Here is a 15,241-nt window from a genome sequence, read left to right as displayed (position 1 = left end):
NCAGGTGAAGTGCTCGACCTTCTCGATCGCGTGGCCGAGGGTGTGGCCGTAGTTGAGGATCTCCCGGCGGCCGGCCTCCCGGGGATCACCGGAGACGACCTCGGCCTTGACCCGGATGGAGCGTTCGACCAGTTCGGGCAGGTGGGCGGCGCCCGTGGGGTCGTCGTCGAGCAGGTCGAGGATGGCGGCGTCGGCGATGAACCCGGTCTTGACCACCTCGGCGAGCCCGGCGCGCACCTCGACGGCCGGCAGCGTGGCCAGCGCGGCGAGGTCGCACAGCACGGTCAGCGGCTGGTGGAACGCCCCGACCAGGTTCTTGCCCGCGTCGATGTCGACGCCGGTCTTGCCGCCGACGGCCGCGTCGACCATGCCGAGCACGGTGGTCGGCACCTGGACGACGTCCACTCCGCGCAGCCAGCTCGCGGCGACGAACCCCGCCAGGTCGGTCACGGTGCCGCCACCGAGACCGATGATCACGTCGTCGCGGGTGAAGCCGATCCGGCCGAGGACGTCCCAGCAGAAGCCGGCGATGCGCAGCTGCTTGGCCTCCTCGCCGTCGGGCACCTCGACCGCGTGCGCCTCGACGCCGGCGTTCGCCCGCAGGTCCGCGACGACGGCGTCCGCCGTGGTTCGCAGCGCCGCCGGATGGATCACCGCGGCGCGGGTCCGCCCGGCGACCGTCTCGGCGAGATCGCCGAGCAACCCCTCACCGAGCACGACGTCGTAGGCCCGCTCCCCGCCGGGACGGACCGGGATCCGCACGACGTCGGACACCTTCGCCTGCACACTCACCGTGGAATCCTCACTGACGCCCCCGGAACCGGCGGCGCGGGCAGTTCCGCCAGGGCGGCGGCGACCAGATCGGCGACCTCGTCCGGCTGCCGGCCGGCGGTGTCGATGACGACCGCCGCCACCTCGGCGTACAGCGGCTGGCGGGCCTTGAGCAGGGCGGTGAGCCGCGCGCGCGGCCCCTCGACGAGCAGCGGCCGGTCGCGCGCGAGGCCGACCCGGCGCACCGCGTCGGACACGCCGACCTCCAGGTAGACGACCCGGTGACCGGCGAGCAGCGCCCTGGTGGCGGCGTCGAGGACCGCCCCGCCGCCCAGGGCGACGATCCCGCGGTGCTCGGCGAGCGCGGCGGCCACCGCCCGCGCCTCCGCGGCCCGGAAGTACTCCTCGCCGAACTCGATGAAGATGTCGGCGACGCTGCGGCCGAGCTCGGCCTCGACGTCCGCGTCGGTGTCGCGGAACCCGACGCCCCATCGCTGCGCGAGCCGCGTCCCCACTGTCGTCTTGCCCGCGCCGGGCGCCCCGACCAGGACCGCACGCGGCCCGGCCGGCGCCGCCGGCGCCTCCTCCCCAACCATGATCCTGTTACCCCGTCTGCAGTTCTGCCCGGCGACCGGCGGATGACCCGATCAGCGGATGCCCCGAACCCGAACCGGTGGAGGGCCCCCACCGGTGGACCACCGGCGCGTCAATGGATGACCAGGGACTTCAGGTAGCCCTCGCAGTTGCGCCGGGTCTCCTCCACCGAGTCGCCGCCGAACTTCTCCAGGGCGGCGTCGGCAAGCACGAGCGCGACCATCGCCTCGGTGACGACGCCCGCGGCGGGCACCGCGCACACGTCCGACCGCTGGTTGATCGCGACCGCGGCCTCGCCGGTGGTCACGTCCACGGTGGACAGGGGGCGGGTGAGCGAGGAGATCGGCTTCATCGCCACCCGGACCCGCAGGGGCTCACCGGTGGTCATGCCGCCCTCGACACCGCCGGCCCGGTCGGTGGCGCGCCGCACGCGCCGGCCCACGCCGCCGACCGGCTCGATCTCGTCGTGCGCCACCGAGCCGCGGCGGCGCGCGGTGGTGAACCCGTCGCCGAACTCGACGCCCTTGATCGCCTGAATGCCCATGAGCTCGCCCGCGAGGCGCGCGTCGAGGCGGCGGTCGCCGTGCACGTAGCTGCCGAGCCCCGGCGGGCAGCCGTAGGCCAGCACCTCGACGATGCCACCGAGGGTGTCGGAGTCGGCCTGGGCGGCGTCGATCTCGGCGACCATCCGCTCGCTGGTGGCCTGGTCGGCGCAGCGGACGGGGTTGGCGTCGATCGCCGCGAGCGAGGTGGGCGCGGGCAGGCCCGGCGGGACCTCGGCCGCGCCGATCGCGACGACGTGGGAGAGGATCTCGATGCCGTACGCCTGGCGGAGCAGCGCCTTGGCCGCGGTGCCGAGCGCGACGCGCGCCGCCGTCTCGCGGGCGCTGGCGCGCTCCAGCACCGGACGGGCGTCGTCGAAGCCGTACTTCTGCATGCCGGCGAGGTCGGCGTGGCCGGGCCGCGGCCGGGTCAGGGGAGCGTTGCGCCCCAGGCCCGCGAGTGCGGCCGGATCGACCGGGTCGGGCGACATGACCCGCTCCCACTTCGGCCACTCGCTGTTGCGGACGACGACGCTGATCGGACCGCCGAGCGAGACACCGTGGCGCAGGCCGCCGAGCAGCTCGACGACGTCCCGCTCGAAGCTCATCCGCGCCCCACGGCCGTGCCCGAGACGCCGACGGGCAAGCTCCGCGGCGATGTCGTCACTGGTCACCCGGATACCCGCGGGCAGCCCCTCGACCGTGGCCACCAGGGCGGGACCGTGCGACTCCCCGGCAGTCAACCAACGCACCATGCCCCCTAGTGTTTCACGACTGCCGATGGTGCACGTCGCGCCGGGAACTCCGTCACCTTCGCCCCCGCCGGGACCCATCTGTCGGGCCGGCCGCGGCCGGCCCGATCAGCCCCCGCCGACCAGCCGCCGGTCAGCCGCCGGTCAGCCGCCGCCGACCAGGACCGCCAGCAGGGTTCCGGCCAGCAGGAACGGCCCGTAGGCGAGGCGATCGTGCCAGCGGGCCCGGCCGGCGGCGAGCAGCACGAGCGCCGCCACCCCGCCGAGGACCACCCCGGCGAACATCCCGAACACCACGCTCGGCCAGCCCAGCCAGCCCAGGGCCCCGCCGAGCAGACCCGCGAGCTTGACGTCGCCCCGGCCGAGGCCGGCGCGCGGCAGCCGGTACAGCGTCAGGAAGGCCAGCCAGCAGGCGGCGCCGGCAAGNACCGCCCGCAGCAGGNGATCCGGTGCGTCGTCAACCAGCGCGGCGGCTCCGAGCAGCACGGCCAGCAACGGGTAGGACGGNAGTACCAGAGCGTCCGGCAGGCGGTGCACCCGCACGTCGATCGCGGACAGCCAGACCCCGAGCATGCCGAGATACAGATAGGCCGGTAACCAGCCAGGATGGTTGTGCAGGACGGTGGTCACCGCGGCCACCACCACCGCCGTGCCGATCCCCAGGGCCGCCTTCCCCGGAGCAGCGCGACGCGGTTCGGCACCGTCCGGCGGGGGCACCCCCGCCACGACCCGGTGCCCGACCGGTATCGCCACCGCGAACGCCACCAGCGCCATCAGCACGCTGAGCCCGATCTCGCCCACCACTAGGACCGATGATCATGGTGTTCCGCGGAACCGTGCCGTACGTCCGCCCCCGGTCCTGACTCCAGCCCTGACGTCGGCCCTGAGTCCAGCACGGACCTCACCCGCCCGCAGAGCCGGCGCCGTCGATGCCGGCGACGACACTGGCGTTGAGGCGTTCGTCGAGGGCGGCCTGGCCGGCGGTCAACAGCACCCCGGCAGGAACGCGGCGGCCGGTGAAGTGCTCGACCTGCCCGACGGCCTGGGCGGCGAGGATCTCCAGGCCGCTGGCGACGCGGGCACCGGCCCGGTACGCGGCGGCGGCCAGCGCGGTCGGCCACGGGTGGTAGAGCAGCTCCACAAGCTGGCTCGACGCCGGCCAGCGGCGGGTCGCCAGGGGGTCGGTCGCGCCGGCGGGGGTGGTGGCGATGACGAGGTCCGGGCCCGCGGGCAGGCCGCCGGCGAGCAGCTCCCACGGCAGCGCCGTCACCTCGACGCCGAGGCGGGCGCCGATCCGGGCCACCTCCGCGACCGCCTCGGGACGCCGGGCCACCACGGCGACGTGCGGACAGCCGGCGGCGGCGACGGCCGCGACGGCCGCGCGGGCGGTGCCCCCGGCGCCGAGGATCAGCGGCTGGCCGGGCACCGCGCCCCGCATGACCCGGCGCAGGGCGACGCCGATGCCGACGACGTCGGTGTTGTAGCCGTGCAGGCGCCCGGCCTCGCCGACGACGACGGTGTTGACCGCGCCGATCGCCGCCGCCGTCGGGTCGACCTCGTCAAGCAGGTCCACGACGACGGTCTTGAGCGGCATCGTCAGGGACAGGCCGACCCAGTCCGGGTCCGACCGGACCCGCTCCATCATCGCCGGCAGCTCGGAGGCGTCGCAGTGGATGGCCGTGTAGGTGACGGCAAGCCCGAGCTCCGCGTAGGCGGCCGCGTGCAGCACCGGGGAGAGCGAATGGTCCACCGGGGCGCCGAGCACTGCGGCGCGGACCGGATGCGCGGGCGTCGCCGCGGCGGCGAGGCGCTGCGGCCGCTGCGCCGCCGCCCACGCGCCCACGCCGGCGTTCCCCCCACCGCCGCCACCACCGCTGCCGCTGCCACCACTGCTACCGCTGCCCAGGTCGCCCGCCGCGCCTACGCCGCCCAGCTGGATCTCCCGCACCACGTGGCCTCCCGCCTGGTTCAGAGGCGTCCGGGCACGGCCGAACGCGCCGGATCGCCCGCCGCCGCCGGTGTTGTCACCCGTCGGTCGCCCGGCTGGGGCTGCGCTACTCCCTGCCACCCTCGGCGCGGTACTGCGCCCGCGCCTCGGCCCACTCCGCGTCGGTCGTCGCGAAGCGGGTCACCCTGCTCTGCGGCATGGACACGAAATACAACCATGACCCGGCGGCCGGTTCCAGGGCCGATTTCAACGCCCAGATCCCGGGGTTGGAGATCGCGCCCGGGGGCAGGCCGGCCACCGAGCGGGTGTTGTACGGATTGGCCTTGTTGAGCTGGTCCTTCGTCAGCGGGCCCTCGTACTCGTCCTCGGCGTAGCGGGTGGTGGAGTCCATGTCGAGGCGACGGAAACGCCCGGTGGTGTCGTGGAGCCGGTTGTAGATCACCCGGGCGACCTTTGGCCCCTCGCTCGCGTTCGCGACCTCCTTCTCGACGATCGAGGCGATGGTCACGATGTCGGCCGGCCTGACACCCATCGCGGTGGCCCTGGCCTCCAGGTCGATCGACGCCGCCTCCTTCTTGAAGCGGGCGACGAAGGAGGTCAGCAGCTGGCTCGGGGTGGACCCGGGCACCAGGTCGTAGGTGGACGGGAAGAGGTAGCCCTCCAGGGTCGGCGCGTAGGACGGCAGACCGAGTTGGGCGGGATTGCGGGCGATCGCCTCCAGATCGCTCAACGGCAGGNCGAGCCGCTGGTGCAGGCCGTCGAGCACCTGGTGGACGGTCATGCCCTCCTTGATGACGAACTTGAACGGCGCGGAGGACGCCGGATCGAGCAACGCGGCGAGCGCGGCCTCGGCGCTCATCCGGCTACGCAGCCGGTAGGTGCCCGGCTGGATGCCCAGCGACTTGGGGTTGGCGGAGGCCGCCTTGACGAACGCCGAGACCGACGCGGTCACGTCCGCGTCGTGCAGCTCCACGGCGATCTGGCGGGCGGTGGCGCCGTCGGGGACCTGCACCACCGCGATGCCGTCGCCCGAGCCGTCGTAGTCGGCGCTGGTGGAGCTGCCGCCGGAGACCCGGCCGATGACCTTGCCGATGCCGAAGATGGCGACGCCCAGCAGTGCGGCGACGACGAGGAGGACGGCGATCAGCTTCGGCAGCGCCCGGCCGCGGCGCTCGTCGGCGCCGTCGTCGTCCCAGCCGCCACCCCAGTCCTCGGCGTCGTCCGGCGGGTAGCCGCCGGCGGCGGAGTGCCGATCACGCCGGCGGCCGCCGCGGTCACGGCGGGAGCCGGCCCCGGCGTCGCGCGGGTGCCCGTCGTCGCCGTAGTCGTCGGCATAGCCCTCGTCGTCGTGACCGGCGCCGGTGTGGCCCGAACCGGAGTAGCTCGCGCCGACCTGGCCTTCGTCGGCGTAGTCCCCGTCGGCGTAGTCCCCGTCGGCGTAAGCCTCGCCGGCATAGTCCTCGTCGACATACCCGTCCTCGGCGTACCCCTCGTCGGCGTAGCCGTCCTCGGGATACCCGTCNGGACGCCTGCCGGCGGCTCGGCGGTCGGCGTGCCCGGCGGAGCGGCGGCCACGGCGATAGGGATCCTCGTCGAGCATCTCGTCGAGGTTGCCGCCCGTCACCTCTCATCCTGAGAGGCGGCATCCGCAGAGGCGGCCTCCGCAGAGGCGGCCTCCGTGGAAGGGACCCCCGTGGAGGAGGCCCCCGTGGACCCGGCCACGCCGGGCGCGCCGCCCCGGGGGCGGCTGTCCAGGTCGTGCTGCAGGATCTGCACGGCTGCCTCCTGATCCACGAGACTGCGGCGGGCGCGGGAACGAACGCCACGCTCGGCCATTCTGCGATGAGCCGCAACCGTGGTGAGCCGCTCGTCCACGAACCGCACGGGGACGGGGGCGATCCGCTCGGCGAGTACCTCGACGTACTGCCGGACAAGCTGGACCGCCCGCCCCTCCTGCCCCGACATCTGCCGGGGCAGGCCCACCACGACCTCTACAGCCTGCCTGTCTCGCACGATCTGGACAAGCTGCTCGATGTCCNCATTATGGCGCTTATCCCGGGCCAGGGTCGTGACGGGCACCGCGAGGACACCGCCGGGATCGCTGGCGGCCACCCCGACCCGCACGGAGCCGACGTCGACACCGATACGCACCCCGCGCCGCAGGTCCGGGCCACTGCCCGAACCATCCCCCGGCCCGTTGCCCGGCCCACCGCCCGGCCCGTTGCCCGGGCCGCTCATCGGTTCCGCCGGACGGTCACCGGGACGCGAGCTCGGCCACCAGCCCCCGCAGCTTCGCGAAGACGGCCGGGATCATCTCGGAGTTCCCGCCGCCGCCCTGGGCGATGTCGGGCTTGCCGCCGCCCTTGCCGCCCAGGCTCGCCCAGGAGTTGCGGACCAGCTCGCCGGCGCGCAGCCCCGCCGACCGCGCACCGGAGTCGGTGACCACGACGATCGACGAGCCGTCCGCCTTGACCACCGCGACCACCGCCGGCCGCCCGGCCAGCCGCCCGCGCACGTCCATCGCCAGCAGGCGCACGTCGTCTGGCGAGGTGCCGGCCGGCACCTCGGCGGTGACGACGGCGACGCCGCCCACGTCCTCGGCGCCCTCGGCCAGCGCCCCGGCGCCGGCGAGCACCGCGGCGGCCCGCAGCCGGTCCAGCTCCCGCTCGGCGTCGCGCAGCCGGCCCACGATGTCGGTGACGCGGTCGGCCAGCTCGTCGGGGCGGGCCTTGAGCGCCGTGGACAGCTGGGAGACGAGCAGGTGCTCGCGGGCCAGGTAGCGGAACGCGTCGATGCCGACCAGCCCCTCCACCCGGCGGGTCCCGGCGGAGATCGACGACTCCGAGAGCAGCTTGACCGCGCCGAGCTGGGCGGAGCTGGCGACGTGGGTGCCGCCGCACAGCTCGCGGGCGTAGTCGCCCACGTCGACGACGCGCACGGCGTCGCCGTACTTCTCCCCGAACAGCGCCATCGCGCCGAGTCGGCGGGCCTCCTCCTGGGTCGTGACGAACGCGCGGACCGGCAGGTCGCGCAGCGCCACCTCGTTGATCTCGTCCTCGACGTCGGTGAGGACCGACGGCGGAACCGCGCCGAGGGCGTGGAAGTCGAAGCGCAGCCGGCCCGGGGAGTTCAGCGAGCCGGNCTGGGTCGCCCCCTCTCCCAGCGCCCGGCGGAACGCGGCGTGCACGAGGTGGGTGGCGGTGTGCGAGCGGGACACCNCCCGGCGGCGGTTCTCGTCGACCTCGGCCTGCACCCGGTCACCGAGGCGCAGCTCACCCGAGCGCACCTTCACCCGGTGCAGGACCAGCTCCGGCACCGGCCGCTGGACGTCGAGGACCTCGACCTCGCCGCCGTCGAAGCGCAGCAGCCCGAAGTCCGGCTCCTGGCCGCCGCTCTCGGCGTAGAAGGGGGTGGCGTCGAGGACCACCCCGACCTCGTCACCCTCGCCGACCACCGTCAGGCCCGCACCGTCGGCGATGCCGACGAGACCGACGACGCCGGACTCGCGCGAGAGCTCCTCGTAGCCGGTGAAGGTCGTCGCGCCGGAGCGGGCCAGGATCGGCCGGAACGCGGACAGGTCGACGTTGNCGATGCGGCGCGCGGCCCGGTCGGCCTTCGCGGTCTGGCGCTGGCGCTCCATCAGCCGGCGGAACCCGGCCTCGTCGACGGACAGCCCCGCCTCGGCGGCCATCTCCAGCGTCAGGTCGATCGGGAAGCCGTAGGTGTCGTGGAGCTTGAACGCCTCGTCGCCACCCAGGGTCGCCGCGCCCGTGGAGCGGACCTGCCGCACCGCCGCGTCGAAGATCGTCGTGCCGGTGCGCAGCGTCTCGGCGAACGACGCCTCCTCCGCGACGGCGACGCCGGTGATGGTCTCGGCGTTGTCGACGAGTTCCGGGTAGATCGGGCCCATCGCGGTGCCGATGGCACCGAACAGCTCGCTCATGACCGGCTCGCGCGCGCCGAGCAGCCGGGCGTCGCGCACCGCCCGGCGCAGCAGACGGCGCAGTACGTAGCCGCGGCCCTCGTTGGAGGGGACGACACCGTCGGCGATGAGCATCGCCGCGGTGCGGGAGTGGTCGGCGACGACGCGCAGCCGCACGTCGTCGGCCGGGTCGGCGCCGTAGCGGCGGCCGGTGAGCTGGCCGGCGAGGTCGAGCACCGGGCGGGAGATGTCGATCTCGTAGAGGTTGTCGACGCCCTGCAGGATCGTCGCCATCCGTTCCAGGCCCATGCCCGTGTCGATGTTGCGGGCGGGCAGCTCACGCAGGATCGGGTAGTCNTACCCGGCGCCCTCACCCCGCTCGTACTGCATGAACACGAGGTTCCAGACCTCGAGGTAGCGCTCCTCGTCGGCGATCGGGCCGCCCTCGCGCCCGTACGCCGCGCCCCGGTCGAAGTAGATCTCGCTGCACGGCCCGCACGGACCGGGCACGCCCATCGACCAGAAGTTGTCCTCCTTGCCGCGCCGCTGGATGCGCTCGGCGGGCAGCAGCTCCCGCCAGATCCCCTCGGCCTCGTCGTCGTCGAGGTAGACCGTGGCCCACAGGTCGTCCGGCTTGAAGCCGAACCCGTCGACGAGCAGCTCGAACGCGAACGGGATCGCCTCGGCCTTGAAGTAGTCGCCGAACGAGAAGTTGCCGCACATCTGGAAGAACGACGCGTGCCGGGCGGTGCGGCCGACGTTCTCGATGTCGACGGTGCGCACGACCTTCTGCACGCTGGTGGCCCGCGGCCACGGCGTCGCCAGGTCTCCGAGGAAGTAGGGCTNGAACGGCACCATCCCGGCGTTGACCAGCAGCAGCGTGGGGTCCTGAGCGACCAGGGAGGCGCTCGGGACGATCGTGTGCCCGCGCCGGGCGAAATGGTTGAGAAAGCGGCTGCGGATCTCGGCCGTGTCCATCGGGTTCACATCGTCCAGACTGGTGGGAGGAGGGGCGTCATCCAGGGGTGGGCGGCGCTGCTGCTGCCGCCGCCCGTGCGGCCGCCGTGCCGTCAGGGCCGGCGGGCACCCGGGACCAGCCGCATGGTGCGCTCGGCGTCGTCGAGGTCGGCCGGATAGCCGGCCGCGCCCGGCCCGCTGCCGGCCGGCCCGGCGCCACCGGCACCGGCGGGCTGCCCGGCGGGGCCGGCGGGCTGCCCGGCGGGGCCGGAGAGATCGTCGTCCGCGTCGCGATCGAGGCCGAGAGCAACACGGATCTCCTCCTCCCGCTGCGCCGCCGCCTCACGCACGTCCGCGAGGAACTCCTGCACCGACTGTACGAGAGATCCGGCCAGGCTCGTCGGAGTGAGCGCCGCGGCGGCCTTCGCCGCCTGGCGCACCACCACGACGCCGGCCGCGGCGCCGAACGCCAGATAGAAGATCCTGGACATCTAGCGACCCCCCCGGCGTCCGTCGGCCGCCCCGGCGACCGGGGTCAGGCCGGCGTCCTCGGTGACCGTGCGCCGCGCCGCCTTGTCCGCCTTCATCTGCGACTTCACCCGCGACTCGACCTCGGACCTGGTGCGCTTGGCCGCAGCCTGGCGCACGCCGTAGCTGAACGCGGCCACCCGCACCATCGGACCGCCGAGCGTCGCCGCGAACAGCGACGTCAGCGAGGAGACGTTCGTCGTGATCGACTGCACGTTCGCCGTGATCGCGTCGACCCGGTCCAGCTCCTTGTTCACATGGGCAAGTGCCACGTTGACCTCGTCGACCGTCGCACCGGNCTGCCGAACCCGGGCGGTGCCCTCGTCGATGGCGACACCGGTCTGACGCACGCGCGCCGCCGCCTCGTCGAAGATCTTGCCGAGTTTGAGCAGGACGAAACAGCCGAAGAGGGNGAGCACCGCGAACGCGCCCGACGCGATCAGGCCCGCGACCGCTCCACCGGACATATGTGCTCCTGCCTCCATCGTCGATTGGGCCGGTCCCACCCCACCCGATCCGGCACGCCGTGCCACGCCGCGGTCCGCCACCAGGGCCCTCGGTCACGAGGGCTCGCGGCCTGCGTGGGACGCGGCCGTCGGTGGCCGCGAAACCCGCGGTCCGCAACCGCGGTGACCGTGGACGCCGTGGGCGCCACCCCGGTGACGCCCACGTGTGACCTTACCGAGGCAGCCGCGGGGGCCTCGGGTAACCCCCGTCGCCCGGCCTGGGGCGCGGGCCCGTGGCCAGGGTGTCTCTCAGGCGGCACAACGGTGGTTGCGACAGGCGGCNCTCAGCCGACCGGCCCCGGTGGCGCCGCGTCCGGCGCAGGTTCCGCGGGGGTGCCCCGCACGGTGGATCGCAGGTCGCGTAGGCGTTCGGTGGCCCGGCGCTCGAAACCGTTGCCGCCGGGCTGGTAGTAGTCCGCGCCCGTCAGCCCGTCGGGCGGGTACTGCTGGCGGACGACGCCACCGGGGGCGTCGTGCGGGTAGCGGTACCCGGCTCCGCTGCCGGCCCGGGCGGCGCCCCGGTAGTGGGCGTCGCGCAGATGCGCCGGCACCGGCCCGGCCCGGCCGGCCCGCACGTCGGCGGTGGCGGCGTCGATCGCCCGGATCACCGCGTTGGACTTCGGCGCCAGGGCCAGGTGGATGACCGCCTGGGCGAGCGCGAGCCGCGCCTCGGGCAGGCCGACCAGATCGAGCGCCTGCCCGGCGGCGACCGCGACGCCGAGCGCCCCCGGATCGGCCATCCCGACGTCCTCGCTGGCCAGGATGATCATACGGCGGGCGATGAACCGCGGGTCCTCGCCCGCCTCCAGCATCCGGGCCAGGTAGTGCAGCGCGGCATCGGCGTCGCCGCCGCGCATCGACTTGATGAAGGCACTGATCACGTCGTAGTGCTGGTCACCGGACCGGTCGTAGCGCACGGCGGCCCGGTTGACGGCCTGTTCGAGCACGGCCACCTCCAGCAGCGCCGCCGGCCGACCAGTGCCGGCGCCGTCGGCCGCCCCGACCCCCTCGACCAGATCGACCAGATCGACCGGATCGACCGACTTCGCCGCCTCCACCGCGGCGAGGTCGGCGAGGAGGGCCTCCGCGCCCGCCTCGAGGACGGTCAGCGCGCGGCGGGCGTCCCCGCCGGCGAGGCGGACCACGTGCTCACGGGCCTCGTCGGTCAGCGCCACCCGGTCGGCATACCCGCGGGGATCGTGCAGGGCCCGGTCGAGCACGCCACGGATGTCGTCGTCGGTGAGCGGTTCGAGGGTGAGCAGGAGCGACCGGGACAGCAGCGGACTGACCACCGAGAAGAACGGGTTCTCGGTGGTGGCCGCGACCAGGGTGACCCAGCCGAGCTCCACCGAGGGGAGCAGGGCGTCCTGCTGGGTGCGGGTGAAGNGGTGGACCTCGTCGATGAACAGCACGGTGCGCGTGCCGGAGGCCGAGCTGGCGGCGCGGGCCTCGTCGATCACGGCGCGGACGTCCTTCACCCCTGCCGTCACGGCGGACAGCTCCCGGAACCGCCGGCCGGTGGCCCGGGAGACGATGTGGGCCAGGGTGGTCTTCCCCGTACCGGGTGGCCCCCAGAGGATCACCGAGGTCGTCCCGCCGCCCTCGACGAGCCGGCGCAGCGGGCTGCCCGCGCCGAGCAGGTGGCGCTGGCCGACGACCTCGTCCAGGGTTTGCGGCCGCAGCCGCGCCGCGAGCGGGATCGGGCCGGCCCCAGCACTGCCAGATGCGGCGTCCCTGCCGCCGGTACCCCCGACGTCCGAGCCTTCCGCAGCGCCGGCGGCGCGGCCGACCACGCCGCCGGCGCTGCGCCCGGCACCCGGCGGTGGTGTGGCGTCCCCGCCGAACAGGTCCGCGGTGTCGAACAGGCTCACCGGTTCACCGTACGACCGTGACCGACCCCGTCACGCGGCCGGATCGGGCGCGGCGGCCGCGGATCGGCACCGTCAGCCGGAGCGGGTCGTCGACTCCCCCGTGGACGGCCGGCTCCAGACGGGGACCGGCGGGGCAGGCCGGTACTGGTCGCCGCGGGGGTTCACGAAGGCCGCCGGCAGGGGCGACTGACCGGCAGCTCCGCCCCCGCCCCCGCCTCCGTCCCCGCCTCCGCCTCCGTCTCCGCCTCCGTCCACGATGCGGCCCGCGGGCCCCCCAGCGGCACCGTCCACCGTCGCCCTGCCCGCGCCGCCCGGGCGGCGGTGGCGGCTGCCGCCATCGCGGACCATCGAGAACGAACCGGACTCGGTGACGCCGCCCAGGGCCGTAAAGATCACCACCGCAAGCACCGAGAAGGCGATCACGCAGACGATCGGGGCGAGGGAGATCGGGTCGGTGCCCACCGCCTCGGAGTCCCCCGGCCCGGCCTGGACCTGGGTGGCGGCCATGGCGGTGTAGTGCATGCCGCAGACCGCCGCCGCCATGACCAGGGAGGCCGCCACCACGTGCCGGCCGGTGCGCACCCGGAAGGCGATCCACAGGGCCGCCAGGGCCGCGGNCACGGCGATGAGGATGGACAGCACGACGATGCCCGGCCGGTAGGTCACGGTCCCGCCGACGTGCATCGCGGCCATGCCGGTGTAGTGCATCGCGGCGATTCCCAGGCCGGAGATCACCCCGCTGAGCGCGAGCCATCCGGTACTCCGTGGACGGCGCGCCACGAGGGTGAGCCCCAGCGCCGAGACCACGACGGCGAGAACCAGCGACACCGCGGTGAGCGGCAGGTCGTAACGCAGGTCGAGCCCGTCGACGCGATAGCCGATCATCCCGATGAAATGCATGGACCAGATNGCGCCGCCGCCGAGGGAGAGCGCGGCGGCGAGAGTCCAGCGAACCCTGGCCGCACCCTGGGACAACGGGATCCGGATCGCGCTCACCAGCGCGGCGAATGATCCCACCGCAGCAAGCCCGACGGATACCACCACGAACAGAAGGTCCTGACTCGCATGCTGATGAACGGCCTGCGCGACGATCACGTGTTCCCCCTTGAAGCGACCGGAGCCCATCACATCTAGCACGTGTCACATCGAAAGCCAAAATTATCCCGAAAGCAACCGACACCGCACACACTCCGCTTGACGCCGAAAACGGACCATGTGGATTTATCGGGCGCGGCCAACGTAACGCATCGGCACGTTCGAAGCCGTCGACTGACGACGTCGCGGGCGGTGTCGGGCCGATGCGATCGAGCCGTCCGAGGTCGCGGAGCTGCACGGACGGACTCGCTGCCCGTTCGCCTACTCGGGCCTAAGGTCCCTCTCCGCAGTGACCTCCAGGCCACATCACCCCACCGGCTCCGTTAACCCGCCCAGGTCGTCCCCTCAGCCCTGGTCACCCCCCGCCGAGCAGACAACGGCCGGACACGCATCTGGCACCGAGTTTCATCGATGACACAGACCCGNATCTCGACTCCGGGTCCGCGTTCCGCTCGCGGCGAGGAACGGGACGCGCATTTCCGCGGACCGGCGGGCTCTCGGCGACCGGAAACGGCGTCTTACGTCACGCCGATCCCTTTCCCTCGGCCACGCTCGGATCACAAAGAACCGCGCCCACCACTTGACAGGAACCCGATAGCGCCAGATCGCCGCGCACCACTCGGAACTCTCCACCAAGAGACCACACTTCATTCTTGGGAGACAACATCTTCCCAATGGTGCGCGTGTATGGTTCAGGTAGTCGGTTTATCTTCTCCGGTGGCTCCCACCACCTCCGTGGGGTGTGCGGCGACGAGCGACGCCGATGCCCGTCTGCCGTTCACGGCGTCGGTCACGCACCCGGCGACGGTGCACCCCACCTACCGCCGCGCGGCGACGACCGGCGGGAATGCGGCCCGTCCGCGACGCACCGCGCATCCGGCCGGCGGCACCGGACCGACGCCGACGCCCCCTGGATGACGACGCCCGACCGATACCGCAGTTCACCCGCAGCCCGCCCCGCCAGATCCACCGCCCGCCCGAATCCACCCCCGGTGACCGAAACCCCGCCCCGGAAAGGTGCACCCATGACCGTGATCCCACCGCCCCGCGCCCGGACCGACCGACCTGTCCCCGTGGGGGCATCGGCCACGGCTGCGCCCCGGACCGAACCGTCGGACCGATCCGCCCCGCCGAGCGGCCTCGCCGCGTCGGACGGCTCCCCGGCGCCGGCGGGAGCCGCACGCCCGGGACGGCCCGCGACCTCCACCCGGGCCGCGACGCCGGGCCGGGGCAGCCCGCCGCGTAAGGGCGCCGCCGCGAGCCGGCGCGGGCGGCGGGCATCCACCACGCCCCCGGACATCGCTTCGCCCCCGGACATCGCCCCGCGCCCGGACATCGTCGCACCCGCGCGCACCGCCGCGCCCGCGCACACCGCCGCCATCCGCATCGGGCAGCATGTCCGCGTTCCGAAGACCGCCGAACTCGTCGCCGCCCACCTACGCCGCCAGATCGTCCGCGGCGAACTCCACGAAGGCGACGCCCTGCCCCCCGAAGCCGTCCTCATGGAACAGTTCGGCGTCTCCCGCCCCACCCTGCGCGAAGCCTTCCGCGTCCTCGAATCCGAAGCCCTCATCAGCGTCCGCCGCGGCGCCCACGGCGGCGCCCGCGTCCACACCCCCAACGGCCACGTCGCCGCCCGCTACACCGCCCTCGTCCTCGAACACCAACACACCACCCTCGCCGACATCCACACCGCCCACACCCACCTCGAACCCGCCGCCATCCGCCTACTCGCCACCACCGCCACCGACACCC

At 73.9% G+C, this 15,241-nt stretch carries 10 protein-coding genes and 16 pseudogenes; 1 reads left to right on the top strand and 25 read right to left on the bottom strand.

Annotated elements, in window-relative coordinates; translation table 11 throughout:
* Position 1: 1 nt before the first annotated feature.
* From UK94_RS28405 to UK94_RS68450, 25 genes and pseudogenes are all read right to left on the bottom strand, one after another.
* On the bottom strand, positions 2-792 hold a 791-nt coding region (locus UK94_RS28405), incomplete at its 3' end, for a 3-dehydroquinate synthase family protein (protein WP_235490360.1).
* Positions 789-1,367: a shikimate kinase gene (locus UK94_RS28400; protein WP_011606337.1), complete on the bottom strand. Its 579-nt coding sequence runs from the start codon at positions 1,365-1,367 to the stop codon at positions 789-791. The genes UK94_RS28400 and UK94_RS28405, both read right to left, overlap by 4 nt.
* Positions 1,368-1,477: 110 nt before the next feature.
* Positions 1,478-2,662 (bottom strand): chorismate synthase, encoded by a 1,185-nt coding sequence (gene aroC / locus UK94_RS28395; protein WP_055752240.1) that lies wholly within the window; start codon positions 2,660-2,662, stop codon positions 1,478-1,480.
* A 141-nt stretch (positions 2,663-2,803) separates the two neighbouring features.
* Positions 2,804-3,085 (bottom strand): annotated as a pseudogene (locus UK94_RS68530) (prepilin peptidase); the annotation flags it as partial.
* Between the two features lie 17 nt (positions 3,086-3,102).
* Positions 3,103-3,166, bottom strand: a pseudogene (locus UK94_RS68520) (hypothetical protein); the annotation flags it as partial.
* 1 nt (position 3,167) lies between these two features.
* Positions 3,168-3,232: pseudogene (locus UK94_RS76605) on the bottom strand (prepilin peptidase); the annotation flags it as partial.
* A 328-nt stretch (positions 3,233-3,560) separates the two neighbouring features.
* Complete coding sequence (locus UK94_RS28385) at positions 3,561-4,607, bottom strand: shikimate dehydrogenase (protein ID WP_268761692.1); 1,047 nt, start codon at positions 4,605-4,607, stop codon at positions 3,561-3,563.
* A gap of 106 nt (positions 4,608-4,713) precedes the next feature.
* Positions 4,714-5,344: pseudogene (gene mltG, locus UK94_RS68510) on the bottom strand (endolytic transglycosylase MltG); the annotation flags it as partial.
* Between the two features lies 1 nt (position 5,345).
* Positions 5,346-5,619 (bottom strand): endolytic transglycosylase MltG (locus UK94_RS68505; RefSeq protein ID WP_268761694.1); only part of this gene is annotated, 274 nt, incomplete at its 3' end.
* A gap of 608 nt (positions 5,620-6,227) precedes the next feature.
* Positions 6,228-6,645, bottom strand: a pseudogene (ruvX, locus tag UK94_RS28375) (Holliday junction resolvase RuvX); the annotation flags it as partial.
* A 1-nt stretch (position 6,646) separates the two neighbouring features.
* A partial coding sequence (gene ruvX, locus UK94_RS68500) for a Holliday junction resolvase RuvX (RefSeq protein ID WP_235490358.1) occupies positions 6,647-6,845 on the bottom strand: 199 nt, incomplete at its 3' end.
* Between the two features lie 16 nt (positions 6,846-6,861).
* A pseudogene (locus UK94_RS68495) lies at positions 6,862-7,748 on the bottom strand (DHHA1 domain-containing protein); the annotation flags it as partial.
* Between the two features lies 1 nt (position 7,749).
* Positions 7,750-7,825: pseudogene (locus UK94_RS68490) on the bottom strand (hypothetical protein); the annotation flags it as partial.
* A gap of 1 nt (position 7,826) precedes the next feature.
* Positions 7,827-8,194, bottom strand: a pseudogene (locus tag UK94_RS68485) (alanine--tRNA ligase-related protein); the annotation flags it as partial.
* 1 nt (position 8,195) lies between these two features.
* A pseudogene (locus tag UK94_RS68480) lies at positions 8,196-8,886 on the bottom strand (alanine--tRNA ligase-related protein); the annotation flags it as partial.
* Position 8,887: 1 nt separating this feature from the next.
* A pseudogene (locus UK94_RS68475) lies at positions 8,888-9,374 on the bottom strand (alanine--tRNA ligase-related protein); the annotation flags it as partial.
* Between the two features lies 1 nt (position 9,375).
* A partial coding sequence (locus tag UK94_RS68470) for an alanine--tRNA ligase-related protein (protein WP_235490388.1) occupies positions 9,376-9,507 on the bottom strand: 132 nt, incomplete at its 3' end.
* Positions 9,508-9,599: 92 nt separating this feature from the next.
* The gene (locus UK94_RS28365) at positions 9,600-9,977 is read right to left on the bottom strand and encodes a hypothetical protein (RefSeq protein WP_055752237.1); all 378 of its coding nucleotides are present in this window, start codon (positions 9,975-9,977) and stop codon (positions 9,600-9,602) included.
* A pseudogene (locus tag UK94_RS28360) lies at positions 9,978-10,312 on the bottom strand (DUF948 domain-containing protein); the annotation flags it as partial.
* Position 10,313: 1 nt separating this feature from the next.
* Positions 10,314-10,426: pseudogene (locus tag UK94_RS68465) on the bottom strand (DUF948 domain-containing protein); the annotation flags it as partial.
* A 1-nt stretch (position 10,427) separates the two neighbouring features.
* Positions 10,428-10,481 (bottom strand): annotated as a pseudogene (locus UK94_RS75275) (DUF948 domain-containing protein); the annotation flags it as partial.
* 323 nt (positions 10,482-10,804) lie between these two features.
* Positions 10,805-11,906: pseudogene (locus UK94_RS28355) on the bottom strand (replication-associated recombination protein A); the annotation flags it as partial.
* Between the two features lies 1 nt (position 11,907).
* On the bottom strand, positions 11,908-12,391 hold a 484-nt coding region (locus tag UK94_RS68460), incomplete at its 3' end, for an AAA family ATPase (protein WP_235490356.1).
* Between the two features lie 72 nt (positions 12,392-12,463).
* Positions 12,464-13,008, bottom strand: a pseudogene (locus tag UK94_RS68455) (MHYT domain-containing protein); the annotation flags it as partial.
* A gap of 1 nt (position 13,009) precedes the next feature.
* Positions 13,010-13,300: pseudogene (locus UK94_RS68450) on the bottom strand (MHYT domain-containing protein); the annotation flags it as partial.
* A gap of 1,211 nt (positions 13,301-14,511) precedes the next feature.
* On the opposite strand from UK94_RS68450, the gene UK94_RS28345 reads away from it, so the two are divergent.
* A partial coding sequence (locus tag UK94_RS28345; RefSeq protein ID WP_235490355.1) for a GntR family transcriptional regulator occupies positions 14,512-15,241 on the top strand: 730 nt, incomplete at its 3' end.

It is taken from the genome of Frankia sp. AvcI1 (assembly GCF_001420875.1).
GTDB lineage: Bacteria > Actinomycetota > Actinomycetes > Frankiales > Frankiaceae > Frankia > Frankia alni.
Note: the sequence above shows the minus strand (reverse complement) of the source record. Positions and strands in the feature narration are given on the sequence as shown.